This is a genomic window from Pseudogemmobacter faecipullorum (assembly GCF_020539525.1).
In the GTDB taxonomy this organism is placed as follows: domain Bacteria; phylum Pseudomonadota; class Alphaproteobacteria; order Rhodobacterales; family Rhodobacteraceae; genus Pseudogemmobacter; species Pseudogemmobacter faecipullorum.
In genome coordinates, this window is sequence record NZ_JACDXX010000008.1 from 186774 (window position 1) to 199916 (window position 13143).

Consider the following 13143-nt stretch of genomic DNA (forward strand, 5'->3'; position numbering starts at 1 on the left):
TCGCTCCTTACCAGCTCTGGATCACAAGGCGGGTCTGGGTGAAATCCAGCATCCCGTGTTTGCCGTCATCGCCCCCGAGGCCCGAGCGTTTCCAGCCCGAATGATAGCCCTGATAGGGGTCTGCCGGAATGCGGTTGATATAGACCTCTCCGGCCTCGATATTATTCGCCACCTGCATCGCCTTGCGGTAGTTTTCGGTATAGATCACCGAAGAGAGGCCGAACTGATGGTCATTGGCCATCTCCAGCGCGTCCTCGGTGCTCTGATAGCGCAGCACCGGCAGCACCGGGCCGAAAACCTCCTCCTGGACGATCTCCATATCCTGGCGGCATCCGGTCAGCAGGGTCGGCGGGTAGAACCAGCCCGGCCCCCCGGGGATGAAGCCGCCGCATTCCAGCACCGCGCCGTCATCAATGGCGCGCGAGACCATCTGATGGATGTTCAGCCGCGCATTGGCATTGATCAGCGGCCCCATGGCAGAGGGCTCACGCATCCGGTCGCCGAAACTGCGGGCGCGCATATGGCCGCGCAGCAGCCCGACGAAGCGGTCATGCACGCTGTCCTGGACATAGACCCGTTCGATCGCGGTGCAGAGCTGGCCGCAATGGGTGGTGCGCGAGGCGACGACCGCGGCGGCGGCCTGTTCCAGATCGGCATCCGCCTCGATGATCGCCGGGGTCTTGCCGCCCAGTTCGAGCGAGGATTTGGCGATATTGACCTGGCTGTATTCCAGCACTTTGCGCCCGGCGCCGACGCTGCCGGTCAGGGTGATCATCCCCACTTTCGGATGGGTGCAGACGGTCTGGGCCACCTGATGCGTCATGGCGAGGATATTGATCGCCCCCGGGGGGAAGCCGCAGTCCCGCACCGCCCGCGCCACTTCCAGCGCCGAGGAGGGGGTATTGTTCGAGGGCCGCGCCACCACGGTATTGCCGGCGATCAGCGCCGGGGCGATTTTGCGCATCAGCGTGTAGATCGGATAGTTGAAGGGGATGAGGGCTGCGACCACGCCGATCGGCTCGCGCTGCAGCAGCAGGTTATCACCACCAAGCTTGGCTATCCTGTCGCGCATCATCTGGGGCGCGCAGACGGTGGTGATCTATTCGACGCTGGCCACGCTGACCGCCTATCTGATCGGCCTGTGCTTTGGTCTGATCGCCGGCTATGCCGGCAGGCGCACCGATGCGGTGCTGAGTTTTCTGGCCAATGTGGTGCTCAGCTTCCCGGTACTGGTGCTTTATATCGTCATCATCGTGGTGATCGGGGCTTCGCCGCTGAATATCGTGATCGCGGTTACGTTCAGCTCGGCCCCGGCGATCTTCCGCATCGTGCGCGCCATTACCATTGATGTGGCCAGCCGCGATTTCGTCAAAGCGGCGATCACCCAGGGCGAGAGCACCTGGCGGATCCTGTTCGTTGATATTCTGCCCAATACCACCGGGCCGCTGGCGGTCGATTTCTGCCTGCGGCTTGGCTATACCGCCATCACCATCGGCACGCTGGGCTTTCTGGGGCTGGGCCTGCCGCCGCCTACACCGGACTGGGGCGGTATGGTGAATGAGGGCCGCGCCATGGCCATCGCCTTCCCGCATCTGGTGATTTTCCCCTGTATCGCGATTTCGACGCTGACCCTGGGCCTCAGCCTGCTGGCCGATGGCCTGCGCGAGGTGAATGACGTGAAGGAGCGCCAGTGATGACCCATAGCCTGCTTGAAATCCGCGATCTCTCGGTGGCTTTGCCCAAAGGGGCGGACCGTGCCTTTGCCGTCAAAGGCGTGACGCTGACGGTGAAGCCGCGCGAGATCCTGTGCATCGTCGGCGAATCCGGTTCGGGGAAATCGGTGCTGACCGCGACGCTGATGGGGGCCGCGCCCAAAGGGCTGAGCCTGGCCGGAGGCCAGGCCCTCATGGGGGGGCAGGATCTGCTGAGCCTGACCGAGCGGCAATGGCAGAAGATCCGCGGCAAAGAGATCGGCATGATCTTTCAGGAGCCGATGGCGTCGCTCAATCCCGCGCTGACCGTGGCGCAGCAGATCGAGGAGGTCTTTGTCCTCCATTCCTCCCTGCCGCGGACGGAACGCGCCGCGGCGGCGCGGCGGCTGGTCGAGGCGATGCATCTGCCCGAACCGGAGCGTATCCTGAAAAGCTATCCGCATCAGCTTTCGGGCGGGCAATGCCAGCGGGTGGTGATCGCTATGGCACTGGCGATGAGGCCGCGCCTGCTGATCGCCGACGAGCCCACCACGGCGCTGGATGTGACCACCCAGGCCCAGGTGCTCAGGCTGATCCGCGAGCTGCGCGATGACCATGGCCATGGGATCATCTTCATCACCCATGATCTGGGGGTGGTGGCGGATATTGCCGACCGGATTGCGGTGATGCGCCGCGGCGAGGTGGTGGAGCTGGGCCCGGCCGCGCAGGTGCTCAGACATCCGCAGCATGACTATACCAAAGCGCTGATCGCGGTGGTGCCGAGCCTTGTGCCGCATGACCGCCCCTCCAGCGAGGCGGGCCCGCCTGCGCTGGAAGTGACCGGGCTGAACCACAGCTATGGCACGAAACAGGTGCTGCATGATGTGCATATTACGGTGGCACCGGGCCAGGTGCTGTCGATCGTCGGGGAAAGCGGTTCGGGCAAATCAACCATTGCCAAGAACCTGATCCGGCTGGTGGACCCCAGCGCCGGCCGGATTGCGGTTGCGGGCGAGGATATTCTTGCGGCCAGGGGCGGCGCGCTGCGCGGCATGCGCAAACGGATTCAGATGATTTTTCAGGATCCCTTCGGCGCGCTGAACCCGCGCCGCAGGGTGGGGCCGATGATCGCCCGCGCGGCCGTGCTTTCGGGTGTTCCCCCTGCCGAGGCGGTGGCCCGGGCGCAGGATCTGCTCGAGCTGGTCGGGCTGGAGCGCAGCGCCTATCGCCGGCGACCGGCGGCTTTTTCGGGCGGTCAGCGCCAGCGCATCGGCATTGCGCGCGCCCTAGCGATGCAGCCCGATGTGCTGATCGCGGATGAGAGTGTCTCGGCGCTGGATGTCTCGGTCCAGGCCCAGGTGCTGGATCTGCTGGCCGATCTGCAAAAGCGGCTGAAGCTTGCCGTGGTCTTCATCACCCATGACCTGCGCGTGGCGGCCCAGATCAGCGATGAGATCGTGGTGCTGAGCAAGGGCTATGTGGTCGAGCGCGGCCCGGCGCATCAGGTTCTGACCCGGCCGCGCCACCCCTATACCCGCGCTCTGATCGCCGCCGCGCCGGGGCGCGATGCCTTCGGGCCCGGAGCCAGGCCGGTAGCCGGAGCCGGGGAAGAGCCGGGCGGGGCAGGGCAGGCTTGACGCCGGAGCAGCTCAGGAGGAAGGTTCAGCGCGCGTCCGATCCGGGCACGCCGCTGACCCCGTTCCGAGATCGCCGGCCGCTTATGTCTTCGACCCCTTCCCTGACCTCGCTGCGGGCCTTTGCCACTGTGGGCCAGTGTCTCAGTTTTACCGAAGGGGCGCATCGCCTCGGGGTGACGCAAAGCGCGGTCAGCCGGCAGATCCGCCAGCTGGAAACCGCGCTGGACATCGCTTTGTTCCGCCGGATCGGCAATACGATCGAGCTGACCGGGGCCGGGGCCGTCCTGCATGAGCGGCTGGCGGGGGCCTTTGATCTGATCGATGATGCCGTGCTTGAGGCGCGCAGGACCGTGCCCCGGCAGAAGCTGACCCTGCTCGCGCCGCCCACCTTTGCTGCGCGCTGGCTGTCGCGGCGGCTGGTCTCGTTCCGGCAGCGCTTTCCCGATCTGGATCTGTCGCTGCATCTGAACCCCGATGACAATGTGCGTTTTGACTGCGTGATCCGCTTTGGCACCGGCCCGCGGGACCGCCATTCCTCGACAAGGCTGATGGTCGAGCAGCATATCGCGGTCTGCGCCCCGGATCTCTGGGCCGAGCCTGAACGCCTGCGGGCCAGTTGCCTGCTTTATGTGCTTGACCGCGCGCTGCGCCTGCCGACCTGGGACAACTGGTTCGCCTCGACCCAGCATGAGCGCTCGGGTCTGCCGGAAAACGCGATGGAATTCGCAACGCTGGACATGGTGACCCAGGCCGCGGTTTCCGGGGCGGGGCTGGCGGTGATCGACCGCAATATGATTGAATCCGAACTCGGCTCGGGGGCGCTGGTGCAGATCGATCCGGTGGTGGTCACCGGGCCCTATGGCTACTGGCTGGATATTTCCACCGAGCGGCTGGCAACCAGCCGGGTGGTCCATTTCGCGCGCTGGATGCAACAGCTGGCCCTGCAGGGGACGCGCGGGCCCCAGCCGGACTGAGTGGCGCCGCGTTTTGGCCGCGCCGGATCTGCCGGAGGCTGCCTTGCCGGCAGCGGGCTTTCTGAATGGCGTCAGAAGGCGCGCGGGAGGCCGCCCGCCCCATCCTTCAGAGTGGTTTTGCAAGGACAGGGGCCCCGGGGCGTGTGTAGGGGCGCCCGGAGCCGGATGATGCATAGCGTTACTCCATCCTGATCCAGCACCTTGATGGCCAGCCGGGATCACGCCGGGGCTGGCGATGAAATGACACCGGCCCCTCGGAGGTTGCCCGAGGAGCCCCTTTCTGCCGAGCCGCGACGATCGTGGCGGCAGCGCAAGCCTGACCCGCCCTGATGAGGGAGAATGGTCCTGCCCCCGGCCTGTTTCAGCAGCCTGCTGAGCAGCCCGTGGGTGCCCGGGAGCGCTTATACTTATTCTGCCCGGGGGGAGGGAAATGTAACCCATAATCGCATTGCACCGGCTGGCGCGCTTGACCCAACGGACTAATCTGGTAGGGAAGCCTTGCTTCGGGGGCGCGTAGCTCAACGGTTAGAGCCGGGCGCTCATAACGCCTTGGTTGGGGGTTCGAATCCCTCCGCGCCTACCAGCACCCCGCATTGAGCCATATTTTTCTGGCCAAAGTGTCCCGCAAAATTTGGCTGCGGGACACTTTACCAATCAAGGCCTGCCAAAACCTGCATAGCATGGCCTGACATGGCGCGTCTCTCTGCGCCTTTGGTATAAATCTCAGAAGTCTTTGCCTGAGTGTGGGCCATGATGGCCATGATCTGGTGCTGGGTACACCCGGCCTCGGCTAGCAGCTCCGCAACGGCCTTCCGGACGCCGTGGGACGATTTGCCTTCGATGCCTGCGGTGGCGCACCATTTGGAAATGCGATTGCGTAAGCTCTCCGGGGATGAGAATGCCTTGCCGTAACTGGTGAGCAGGTAGGTCGGGCCGACGATCTTGGCCGCGCGAGTGGCCGTGTAGAGGGGCGGGAGCATAGGGAGAGAAACCGGAGCTGAGCCCTTTTTCCCCGGCTGCCATTCCAGCCAGGTTTCGCCCGCACGCTGAACTTCATGATCCCGTCCCAGGGTGATTGCGTCCCCGATCCGGCATGCGGTGAACATTTGCAGGGTGAGCCAGAGATGCGCGGTCGTTCCGCGCGGGTGTGCGGCTTTGAAGCGTATCAAGTCACCGCTAGTCCAGGGGGTGGCGCCGCCTCGGTTAACGCTGATCTTACCGATACCTTTCACTGGGTTTGCGGCCAGATCACCGCGATCCACCGCCCATTCATACATAGCGCTGCAAGCTTTCATCAGGTTATCTGCTGCGCCCGGGGTAGCGATCCATGCATCCCGGATCCGTACAAATGCGGCGTTGGGAAGATCTAAGGTTAGCTCGCCATAGCGGCCCTGCACATCATCAACGTGATCTGTGAACCGCAGGAGCATCGACCGGCGCTGCTTGAGAGTGAGCGGCGAGGCCAGCCTAGCAGCGACAAGCCGCTGCAGGTGATCCAGATAGCTGTGGACCAGCCAGTCGATCGATTTGACAACAAGGACAGGGCGCACATCTGTGCCTACCCACGTCTCTCCCGCGCGACCTGCATGGTAATGGTGCACGAAATCGACATCACCCGGGCCAACCGGTATCGCGATCCGGCGGGCTTTATTGCCCTCAACCCGGACGCGATACCGCAACTTGCCATTGCGGTGTTTTTCGATGAGCAGGCCGGGATAGTTGACGCGCATCAGCTGGCGCTCCTCCATTCACGCGGCGCGGCCTGCTTCGGCTTTTCTGGCAGTGATGCAGCTTCGGGCGCGCTGATGATGATATCACCAGCTGCTGTGACCTCCATCCGCCCAACCGGCAGTCCGGCATCTTTCCACGCGGCCAACGCGCGGCGGATTGCGGCGTCTGTTGCTCGCGGTGCTGGCATCCTCATCCCTCCCCTCCCTCCTTTTTCGCTCTGATCGCCTCAGCCACTCCCGGCAGTATCAGAGTCATGAACCGCAGGTTCTGATCCACCTCTGGAATACGACCATCCTGCTTTGACAGGATCACCGCGTGCAGGGCGAGTGCTGTTTCACTGTGATTGATCGCGACATCTGGCGATCTGCCAAGGGCCAACTCGATGCCGGTCGAGGCGCCGCCGCCGCCGGCAAAGCTGTCGATGATCATGGGGAGCGGGGGCAAATAGCTCATTCGGCTTTGCCTTCGATCACGCGTGGATTGGCCTCAGGAGGCGGTGACACCGGGGCGCGGAGGCCTCGGGCGACCAAATAGAGGCGGACCCCGTTGAAAAGCTGTTTTGCCACTGCCGCGCGGGCCAGCCCATCAGCTGGCGTGATTTTGCGATCACGCAGTTCCTGCAGATCGTGCGCCAGTCCGTCGATGACAGATCTAAGGCCAAGGGAATCGGCGATCGGGCTTGTCGAATAGTCGCGCTCAGCCATATCTTGGCTCCTTATTCTGATTGAGCTTGTGAGCTTCGGCGGTCAGCGCTGCGGCTAAAGCTGATATCTGGCGTATGATCCTGCGGTCTCGATTGCGGTCGCCGAAGCCGCCGATCCCTACGCCGTAATCAATCTCACAGCGCCTGCAGACGGGTGGGATCGGATACTCACCGGCCCACCTCCATCCCGTCGGCTTCTGTGGGCGCTGGCAGATGCCGCAGCTGAATTCGGGCGGCGCGGCTGGGTAAATGGTCATTTCACCCTCGCAACCATCAGTTCAGCTGCCTTTCGCCATGTTCATCCGTTCCCATGAGCGTGCGGGCCGGTCTCTCCAGGCTGGGAATCAGTCTTGCGAGCTCAGCGCTACCAATGCCGCCTTTGAGCGCCGCAATGACCGCGGCAAAGGCCAGAACCTGCGTCGCGGTCGCCGGATCATCCCAGCAAGCCTCAATGGTCTCCTCGGCGATGGCCAGGCTGCCCTTGCAGCGATGGGGGATGGTGAATTCAGCCATTGGCAATCTCCAGCAGGGTCTGGGCGTGGCAGGGGCCGTTTGGCGCGCACCAGCAGGCGAATGAAAAGCCGCGCAGCTCGGCCAGCAGATCGAGAACAGTTGCCCGGGTCTCGGCGAGGGCATCGAGGCAGCGCAGGGTCTCGGGTTCGCTGAGACCAGCGGGCAGATAGGCATTCCCGTTACGCAGCCAGTCAGCATGCAGTCCGATGGTGTCATCGGTGGTCAGGGCGTGATCCATCTGGCGCGGGGCATCCCATGTCATGCGACCGCGCAGCGCGCCGGCTGGCAGGCGAAGCAGGCCCGGCAGGCCAGATTTCCAGGGGTTGCCAAAAACTGTTGAGCGGTCGCACTTCACGCTGCGCGGCGGCAGGCGCCAGCCCCTGGCGCGCGACAGCTGAACGCGGGATCCGGGAGGCGCTTGCATCATTCAATCCCCCGGGTGACTGGCTCGCGCGGGCGCTCGACCATGCTCGTGATCGTCAGGCGGGCCTGTTCTTCGGGCACGCCGATATCCTTTGCGAACTCGACCAGTCGCTTGACCTCGCCCGGAGGAAAGAAGTCGAAGGCCGATGACGCCAGGGTGGCAGCAACAGCATTGCGAAAGCGAATTTCGGGGGAAATGGGCATGAATTATTCCTGATCTCTTTCTGGAAAAGGTTCTCGACCGGCGGGCCGGGCGGGAGAGTTTCAGCAGGGAGGGATAAGAGCGGATCACCCGCCGCTCTCTTCGGGAGAAAGGCCCGGCGACAATCTGTCAGGATGCCGCCGGGAAGGTGGCGCCGCGAAGGGCATTTCGCGCGCGCGGGATAACTGGTTATTCCATGCCGAGGGCGTTCATGTAGACCTCGAGGATCGCATCCTCCTCCCGACGCGCGTCGGGGTCTTTCTTGCGAAGGGTGACGATCCTGCGGATGGCTTTCGTGTCAAAGCCACGGCCCTTCGCCTCGGCGTAGACCTCTTTGATCTGCTCGGAGATGTCTTTTTTCTCGGCTTCAAATTGTTCGATGCGCTCGAGGAACTGGCGCAGCTCCTCCCCCACCTGATTGAAGGCTGCATCAGAGACCTTCTTATCGGCCTCCGTCTCTTTCATCGGGGTGCGCTTGGGCTTTTGTGCTGATTTCTTCAGCTCTTTGTTCAGGGATTTCACTGCATCAAGGGTGGTCTCGACCCTTTCGCCGCCCGCCTCGATCGTCATTCGCACGCTGCCATCCATGATCGAGCCTTTCAGCAGCAGCCCGGCGGCAATGCCGGGCCTGTGAGGTTGAGAAGGGTGATCAGGACGGCTCGGCCGACGCAGGCTGCCAGCAGCGCCGCGCCGAAAACGAGAGCAATCGCGGTCAGCCCCTCGAGCTGGTGGACCAGGCGCCGCCGGCGCATGAACTTTCCAAGCTGCTCAGGATAAGGCTGGCGAGGGGTCATCAATGCACCCCCTTGGAAAGCTGGCTGACTGCCACTCCGCGCAGATCAGGCGAGAGCAGGGCGTGAAGCTGGGCAATCGGTGTCTCGCTCAGATCAGGGTGGATCTCTGCGAGGGCACGAACCCGAGGTCCGGTGCCGCCTCCTGTTGCCAGCTGCAGGCGCATATGGCCGCCGTGCATGATGGTCCCGGGCCGGGTCTCCGAAAGGTTCGGCATCCAGCGGCCATCTGCCGACACGGTTTCATAATACCAGCGGGGGCTCATACTGCGCCCCTGTGATCGATGTTCCGCCCTGCCAGCCCGGCGATGAAAACGCCTTTGGGGACGGTGATCACGCTGCGGTCACAGGTGATCTGTGTGGATTTCAGGACATGGCGGGCGATGCGCTCATTCAGTGCGCGGCGCGCGGCAGAATGAGAGAGGTCGGGCTGCGCCAGCATTTGCCGGGCAAGCTCGATCTGGGCGGGGCGATAGCTGGACACGGGAAGGCCTCCATCGGGTTGCGATGGGGTAATATTCCCAATAGGCATACATCTGTCAATGCCTATTGGGCATATTATTTCAGTCCACTTTTAGGGCTTGATTTTGACCAGGCGTGAACGAAAATAGAACACAACATGCGACAAGAGATTAGTACAGACGTGATTCTTCGCCTGACAAAGCAGGAGATGTGGGCTTTCTTGATCCTACTCGAGGATGAGATCACTGGCGCTTTGAAGCCGCCATCGTTTCCAAGACCAGAACCGCAGCGGCTTGCTGGGCGGGATCATCAATCGATCTGATTGCAGCTATTATTCGCGCCTGGAGCTCAGTAAGGCCGAAAAGCTCTGCCGCTTCAACATTCAAGGCCTCAGCGAGCTTGGTAATCATCTCGGCGGTGTAGTTGTAGGACGGCGTTGTTTCAATTTTTGAAATCGTTGCCTGATCGACGCCAGCCTTCTCGGCGAGTTGCTTCTGGGTCAGCCCCATAGCGCGACGGATTTGTGCGAGTTCTTTCATAGAGACATTATCTCAGCTGTTGTGGCGCTGGTCGAATGCCTGTCGGGCAACTTAATGCTTGACGGGAATATTCCCAATGGGCATTTATGCCTCATGACCTCTCTAAGCGATCATATAAAGGCAGTTGGCCAAACGCAGGCGCAGTTTGCGACTGCATTAGGAATCGACCAGGCTACCGTTTCGAAACTTTGCCGCCGAAAAGTTCTGCCCAGCCTGATTTTGGCAGCGCGCATTGAGCGCGTCACAGGTGGCAAGGTCCGGGCGGTCGACTGGGTTCATGAAGATGATGCGGCATGAAGGCATCGTCACTTGGCCCCTCTGTTTATGTTCCTTTGTGAGCGCGACCTGATGAGACAGGCCGCTCCCAATTTCCTTTCCTCTCACACCCCGGTTGAACGCCCTTCCTGCGCTCAACATGGGAAAGGGCCCACTCAAATGTCATGGTCAAAAGTTATTGAGCCGCGCTCGTTCCGGGCGCGCTTTGCTGGTTTCTGGGCGGATTTCCTTCACGAAAACTATCGCAACCCTGAGGAGGTCGCGGTCACCTTCGGCGTCCGGTACCAGACCGCGCTGAACTGGTGGCAGGGGGTCAACCGCCCCTCGGGCGATGTGGTCGCCCTGGCCGGCCGGCCCTTCCAGGACTTTCTGGAGGGGCGGGGATGATCTTCATTCTGTGGGCAATCCGCGTGGGCGTGAGCGGCGTGATCATCGCGCTGTCTGGCATTGCCTTCATGCCGAGGGAGGCAGCCTGCAGGCTGATCCCGCTGCAAAAATTTTTGACCAATCAGATTGAGCGCAGGAGGGCCGGATTGTGACCCGAAAACGTAGCAAGAAACATACATCAGGACGAGCAGTCATCGCAAGGGCCACTGACGGAGTAGGGGGCGGGATTGCCAGCAGCCCCGCACGCGATAACTCGTTACTCCCTGAGCATGTGACGCTGCGCTCATCTGGTGAGTCGCGCAACCCCGGTAAATGTGATGGTCAAGTCGTACTTTTGACTGAAGAAGCGCTCCTTCGGGAATGCCACAGCCCTTATATGGCCGCAGGAGCCCCGGCGGGCGACCTGATTAGCCGGGCGGCAATGGAATCCCAGCTCAATGCCGTTGAGGCCCAAATGAAGGCGGGCGCTGAGCAGGGCGACGCTGGTGATGCTGTCGCCCTAGGTATGGCCGCGGTGGGCATTTCCGCAGCCCGTGCCGCGCTCCGCGCCCTCCCTGCATCGCAGGGAAGCGATGCTTTGGTCGCCTACGAGGCCCGGGCTTCTGCCGCAGAGGCACAAACCAAAGCGTATGCGTCAAGCCTCGCACACACCCGAGCTGAGCGTGATCACCTTCTGGCCCTCAATGTCGAGCTGCAGGCTACGCAAGGGGAGCCGGTGGCGGTGACCCTGGGCGGGTTGCGCCCGATCTGGAAAGCCAACGGCGGCAGCTGGCATGGCCCCCGTGTTGAGCATTGGACCATTCCCGAGGACAATATGGTGAAATTCTTCACCGAGGCGGCCATGCATTTCATTGGCATGGCTGGGCTGACTGCCGCCCACCCCTCCGACGCCAGCCTACGGGCAGCGGTGGAACGGCTGTCGGCTAAGGCGCTTGATTATGAGCACCGGCACCAGCGCGCACTGTCTGCACAGCACACAGCCGAGGCCGATCGTGACGCCGCCGAGGCCCGCATTGCCGAGCTTGAGGCCGAGCGCCCGGCGCTGATCGCTGCGGCGTATGAGGCGGCTGCGCAGCATATGTCGAAGGGCTGTTGTGGTTCTCAGATCGCCGCTGCCATTCGCGCCCTCACCACAGCCGACGCTCTCGCCGCGCTGGAACAGGCCAAGGCCGGGGCGGTGACGGATGGTATCTATACCGCTGGGGTCGGGCCGGGGTTCAGCGTCGAGGTTTCCAAAAGGGAAGCGGGTAAGGCGAAGTCTCTGAAGATGGCCTCAGTGACCGGGGTACAGCCGATCAAATTCCAAGCTGACGTCATCCACATCACCCCCGCCAGCGCAGAGGTGCTGCATATCGGCATCGACCTCGCCAGTGGCCCCGATGTGACAGTGCTGCAGGAGGTTTGCCGCCAGTGCAACTATTTCATCCCGTGCAAATGCCACGCCAATCAGCCCGTACAGGGCGGGGAAGGGGGTGCGGTGTGAAGCGCTTTTCAGATTGCATAATCGGGGCATTCTTTCTCGCCCTTGCCTGGATGCAGGTCGACACATGGCGGCAAGCCCGGGAAACAAACGAATTCATGCGCCGCGTTCAAGAGGCCATTGCCGAGCCAGCTACACAAGCCGAGGAAGGCTGAGGGATGGTGAGCCTCGCAATCGATCGCCCGGCCCGCCGCGATGGCGACAGCACCAATCGCGGCAAGCCCATGTCCCGGGCCGAGCTCGCCCGACTGTGGACCGGCAACACCCTGTCTGCTGCCGATATCGGCAAGACGCTCGGAATTTCGGGGGCCGCAGTGAGCTGGCGGGCAAAGGCTCTTGGCCTGCCAGCCCGCGCCCTTGGCCCGAAGCACGGTTTTGACCCGGAGGGTGAGCTGTTCCAGCGCATGTGGCGCGCCAATGTGCGCCCCAGCGAGATGGGCCGTTTTTTCGGTGTCAGAGAGCAGGCCATCAACTGGAACGCGCGCAAGCTCGGCATGACCAGAGACTGCAACAGGCACAATTCCATCGGCCTCGCTGAATTCGCGGCGGTCGAGCTGGCCGCTCGCATGGCGCAGGCTGCGGCAACAGAGCGGGCACAAGCGCCCCGGAGGCTGAAATCATGAAACAGGAACTGCGGCTGATCAGTTCAGATGATGTTATCGAGACATATCCTATTTCACGCGATGAACGCCTCGATGCGCACTCTTTCCTAAAGTGGATGCATCATCGCTGGATGTCGTCGCGCACCTACAAGCTCGCGTCATGGGAAGTCCAGGGCATGGCCCGGGCGCTGTTTGACATGGCGCAGTCGGAAAGCCCGGTCGGCACCCTGCCTGATGATGACGCGGAGCTGGCGGTCATGTTGCGCGTCAGTGAAAGCCGCGTGTCTGAGCTGCGAAGGCTCGAATTCGGCCCCCTGCGGGGGTGGGTGCGGTGCAGATGCGGCGATGAGATCCGGCTCATGCACAAGGTTGTTCTCGAGCAGGTTCAGGACGCTCTGGATCGCCGGGATACGCGCGCTTTGTCGGCCGAGGGCAAGGCAGAGTATCAGCGGCTTAAGCGCCTGCGAGAGGCATTGAAGGGTCTCGGTGTCAGCGATGACGTGGTGGCTGATGATGTCCTGATGGCGCGGATGGATGACTGGCTCAAAGAGAACCGCAAGGGCCGGCGCAACCCGGCAGCCTATGAGGCGGTCATGGTGCACGCCGCGCGGGAGCGGTGGTTCATCCGGTAACTGTTCCAGAACTGTTCCGAAGTGTTCCGGAACAGAACGGCACAGTTCCGAACTGTGGGGAACAGTTCCGCACAGAGAAGAGAAGAAGAGAGAAGAGAAG

The 13143-nt window shown here is 62.6% G+C and carries 22 protein-coding genes and 1 tRNA gene; 11 read left to right on the forward strand and 12 right to left on the reverse strand.

The annotated features are described in order from the left end of the window. Positions 1–7: 7 nt before the first annotated feature. Positions 8–1075 carry an aldehyde dehydrogenase family protein gene (locus H0485_RS10695; protein WP_226935385.1) on the reverse strand — a complete coding sequence of 356 codons (1068 nt, stop codon included), beginning with the start codon at positions 1073–1075 and terminating at the stop codon, positions 8–10. Between H0485_RS10695 and H0485_RS10700 the strand changes: the two genes are divergently transcribed. The 4 genes from H0485_RS10700 to H0485_RS10715 all read left to right on the forward strand — a co-directional run bounded on the left by H0485_RS10700 (position 1053) and on the right by H0485_RS10715 (position 4885). Continuing rightward, the gene (locus tag H0485_RS10700) at positions 1053–1694 is read left to right on the forward strand and encodes an ABC transporter permease (RefSeq protein ID WP_226935387.1); all 642 of its coding nucleotides are present in this window, start codon (positions 1053–1055) and stop codon (positions 1692–1694) included. The genes H0485_RS10695 and H0485_RS10700 overlap by 23 nt on opposite strands. Further along, positions 1694–3328 (forward strand): dipeptide ABC transporter ATP-binding protein, encoded by a 1635-nt coding sequence (locus tag H0485_RS10705; RefSeq protein WP_226935389.1) that lies wholly within the window; start codon positions 1694–1696, stop codon positions 3326–3328. Before H0485_RS10700 ends, H0485_RS10705 begins: the two co-directional genes overlap by 1 nt. A gap of 83 nt (positions 3329–3411) precedes the next feature. After that, on the forward strand, positions 3412–4302 hold the full coding sequence (locus H0485_RS10710) for a LysR substrate-binding domain-containing protein (protein WP_226935391.1): 891 nt from the start codon (positions 3412–3414) through the stop codon (positions 4300–4302). A gap of 507 nt (positions 4303–4809) precedes the next feature. Continuing rightward, positions 4810–4885, forward strand: a tRNA-Ile gene (locus H0485_RS10715). A gap of 64 nt (positions 4886–4949) precedes the next feature. Here H0485_RS10715 and H0485_RS10720 read toward each other — a convergent pair. The 11 genes from H0485_RS10720 to H0485_RS10770 form a co-directional block, all read right to left on the reverse strand. Next, the gene (locus H0485_RS10720; protein WP_226935393.1) at positions 4950–6032 is read right to left on the reverse strand and encodes a site-specific integrase; all 1083 of its coding nucleotides are present in this window, start codon (positions 6030–6032) and stop codon (positions 4950–4952) included. Between the two features lie 190 nt (positions 6033–6222). Further along, entirely contained in the window at positions 6223–6486 is a 264-nt protein-coding gene (locus tag H0485_RS10725) for a hypothetical protein (protein ID WP_226935395.1), read from the reverse strand. After that, on the reverse strand, positions 6483–6737 hold the full coding sequence (locus tag H0485_RS10730) for a hypothetical protein (protein WP_226935397.1): 255 nt from the start codon (positions 6735–6737) through the stop codon (positions 6483–6485). The genes H0485_RS10725 and H0485_RS10730 overlap by 4 nt, the downstream gene beginning before the upstream one ends. 272 nt (positions 6738–7009) lie before the next feature. Beyond that, on the reverse strand, positions 7010–7249 hold the full coding sequence (locus H0485_RS10735; protein ID WP_226935399.1) for a hypothetical protein: 240 nt from the start codon (positions 7247–7249) through the stop codon (positions 7010–7012). Next, positions 7242–7676: a DUF4326 domain-containing protein gene (locus H0485_RS10740; RefSeq protein ID WP_226935401.1), complete on the reverse strand. Its 435-nt coding sequence runs from the start codon at positions 7674–7676 to the stop codon at positions 7242–7244. Before H0485_RS10740 ends, H0485_RS10735 begins: the two co-directional genes overlap by 8 nt. Continuing rightward, complete coding sequence (locus tag H0485_RS10745; RefSeq protein WP_226935402.1) at positions 7673–7876, reverse strand: hypothetical protein; 204 nt, start codon at positions 7874–7876, stop codon at positions 7673–7675. Before H0485_RS10745 ends, H0485_RS10740 begins: the two co-directional genes overlap by 4 nt. Before the next feature lie 187 nt (positions 7877–8063). Beyond that, positions 8064–8462, reverse strand: coding sequence for a DUF2312 domain-containing protein (locus H0485_RS10750; protein ID WP_226935404.1), 399 nt, complete (start codon positions 8460–8462; stop codon positions 8064–8066). A gap of 11 nt (positions 8463–8473) precedes the next feature. Further along, a complete protein-coding gene (locus tag H0485_RS10755) occupies positions 8474–8668 on the reverse strand; it encodes a hypothetical protein (protein WP_226935406.1) in 195 nt (64 codons plus the stop codon). Next, positions 8668–8931, reverse strand: a complete 264-nt coding sequence (locus H0485_RS10760) for a hypothetical protein (RefSeq protein ID WP_226935408.1) — start codon at positions 8929–8931, stop codon at positions 8668–8670. The genes H0485_RS10755 and H0485_RS10760 overlap by 1 nt, the downstream gene beginning before the upstream one ends. Beyond that, the gene (locus H0485_RS10765; RefSeq protein WP_226935410.1) at positions 8928–9149 is read right to left on the reverse strand and encodes a hypothetical protein; all 222 of its coding nucleotides are present in this window, start codon (positions 9147–9149) and stop codon (positions 8928–8930) included. The genes H0485_RS10760 and H0485_RS10765 overlap by 4 nt, the downstream gene beginning before the upstream one ends. 220 nt (positions 9150–9369) lie before the next feature. Next, positions 9370–9666 (reverse strand): helix-turn-helix domain-containing protein, encoded by a 297-nt coding sequence (locus H0485_RS10770; RefSeq protein WP_226935412.1) that lies wholly within the window; start codon positions 9664–9666, stop codon positions 9370–9372. Positions 9667–9687: 21 nt separating this feature from the next. Between H0485_RS10770 and H0485_RS10775 the strand changes: the two genes are divergently transcribed. From H0485_RS10775 to H0485_RS10805, 7 genes are all read left to right on the forward strand, one after another. Further along, on the forward strand, positions 9688–9963 hold the full coding sequence (locus H0485_RS10775) for a helix-turn-helix domain-containing protein (RefSeq protein ID WP_226935414.1): 276 nt from the start codon (positions 9688–9690) through the stop codon (positions 9961–9963). A gap of 138 nt (positions 9964–10101) precedes the next feature. Then, positions 10102–10329 carry a hypothetical protein gene (locus tag H0485_RS10780; protein WP_226935416.1) on the forward strand — a complete coding sequence of 76 codons (228 nt, stop codon included), beginning with the start codon at positions 10102–10104 and terminating at the stop codon, positions 10327–10329. Continuing rightward, positions 10326–10481, forward strand: a complete 156-nt coding sequence (locus H0485_RS10785) for a hypothetical protein (RefSeq protein ID WP_226935418.1) — start codon at positions 10326–10328, stop codon at positions 10479–10481. Before H0485_RS10780 ends, H0485_RS10785 begins: the two co-directional genes overlap by 4 nt. Positions 10482–10600: 119 nt before the next feature. Beyond that, positions 10601–11812, forward strand: coding sequence for a hypothetical protein (locus H0485_RS10790; RefSeq protein ID WP_226935420.1), 1212 nt, complete (start codon positions 10601–10603; stop codon positions 11810–11812). After that, the gene (locus tag H0485_RS10795) at positions 11809–11964 is read left to right on the forward strand and encodes a hypothetical protein (RefSeq protein ID WP_226935422.1); all 156 of its coding nucleotides are present in this window, start codon (positions 11809–11811) and stop codon (positions 11962–11964) included. The genes H0485_RS10790 and H0485_RS10795 overlap by 4 nt, the downstream gene beginning before the upstream one ends. A 3-nt stretch (positions 11965–11967) precedes the next feature. Beyond that, positions 11968–12432 (forward strand): winged helix-turn-helix domain-containing protein, encoded by a 465-nt coding sequence (locus tag H0485_RS10800; protein ID WP_226935424.1) that lies wholly within the window; start codon positions 11968–11970, stop codon positions 12430–12432. Then, positions 12429–13043, forward strand: coding sequence for a hypothetical protein (locus H0485_RS10805; RefSeq protein WP_226935426.1), 615 nt, complete (start codon positions 12429–12431; stop codon positions 13041–13043). The genes H0485_RS10800 and H0485_RS10805 overlap by 4 nt, the downstream gene beginning before the upstream one ends. The last annotated feature ends 100 nt before the right edge of the window (positions 13044–13143 follow it).

Coding starts and splice junctions, on each gene's coding strand:
- H0485_RS10695 (WP_226935385.1), bottom strand. CDS start 1,075: ATGATGCGCGACAGGATAGCCAAGCTTGGTGGTGATAACCTGCTGCTG.
- H0485_RS10705 (WP_226935389.1), top strand. CDS start 1,694: ATGACCCATAGCCTGCTTGAAATCCGCGATCTCTCGGTGGCTTTGCCC.
- H0485_RS10710 (WP_226935391.1), top strand. CDS start 3,412: ATGTCTTCGACCCCTTCCCTGACCTCGCTGCGGGCCTTTGCCACTGTG.
- H0485_RS10720 (WP_226935393.1), bottom strand. CDS start 6,032: ATGCGCGTCAACTATCCCGGCCTGCTCATCGAAAAACACCGCAATGGC.
- H0485_RS10725 (WP_226935395.1), bottom strand. CDS start 6,486: ATGAGCTATTTGCCCCCGCTCCCCATGATCATCGACAGCTTTGCCGGC.
- H0485_RS10730 (WP_226935397.1), bottom strand. CDS start 6,737: ATGGCTGAGCGCGACTATTCGACAAGCCCGATCGCCGATTCCCTTGGC.
- H0485_RS10735 (WP_226935399.1), bottom strand. CDS start 7,249: ATGGCTGAATTCACCATCCCCCATCGCTGCAAGGGCAGCCTGGCCATC.
- H0485_RS10740 (WP_226935401.1), bottom strand. CDS start 7,676: ATGATGCAAGCGCCTCCCGGATCCCGCGTTCAGCTGTCGCGCGCCAGG.
- H0485_RS10745 (WP_226935402.1), bottom strand. CDS start 7,876: ATGCCCATTTCCCCCGAAATTCGCTTTCGCAATGCTGTTGCTGCCACC.
- H0485_RS10750 (WP_226935404.1), bottom strand. CDS start 8,462: ATGGATGGCAGCGTGCGAATGACGATCGAGGCGGGCGGCGAAAGGGTC.
- H0485_RS10755 (WP_226935406.1), bottom strand. CDS start 8,668: ATGACCCCTCGCCAGCCTTATCCTGAGCAGCTTGGAAAGTTCATGCGC.
- H0485_RS10760 (WP_226935408.1), bottom strand. CDS start 8,931: ATGAGCCCCCGCTGGTATTATGAAACCGTGTCGGCAGATGGCCGCTGG.
- H0485_RS10770 (WP_226935412.1), bottom strand. CDS start 9,666: ATGAAAGAACTCGCACAAATCCGTCGCGCTATGGGGCTGACCCAGAAG.
- H0485_RS10780 (WP_226935416.1), top strand. CDS start 10,102: ATGTCATGGTCAAAAGTTATTGAGCCGCGCTCGTTCCGGGCGCGCTTT.
- H0485_RS10785 (WP_226935418.1), top strand. CDS start 10,326: ATGATCTTCATTCTGTGGGCAATCCGCGTGGGCGTGAGCGGCGTGATC.
- H0485_RS10800 (WP_226935424.1), top strand. CDS start 11,968: ATGGTGAGCCTCGCAATCGATCGCCCGGCCCGCCGCGATGGCGACAGC.
- H0485_RS10805 (WP_226935426.1), top strand. CDS start 12,429: ATGAAACAGGAACTGCGGCTGATCAGTTCAGATGATGTTATCGAGACA.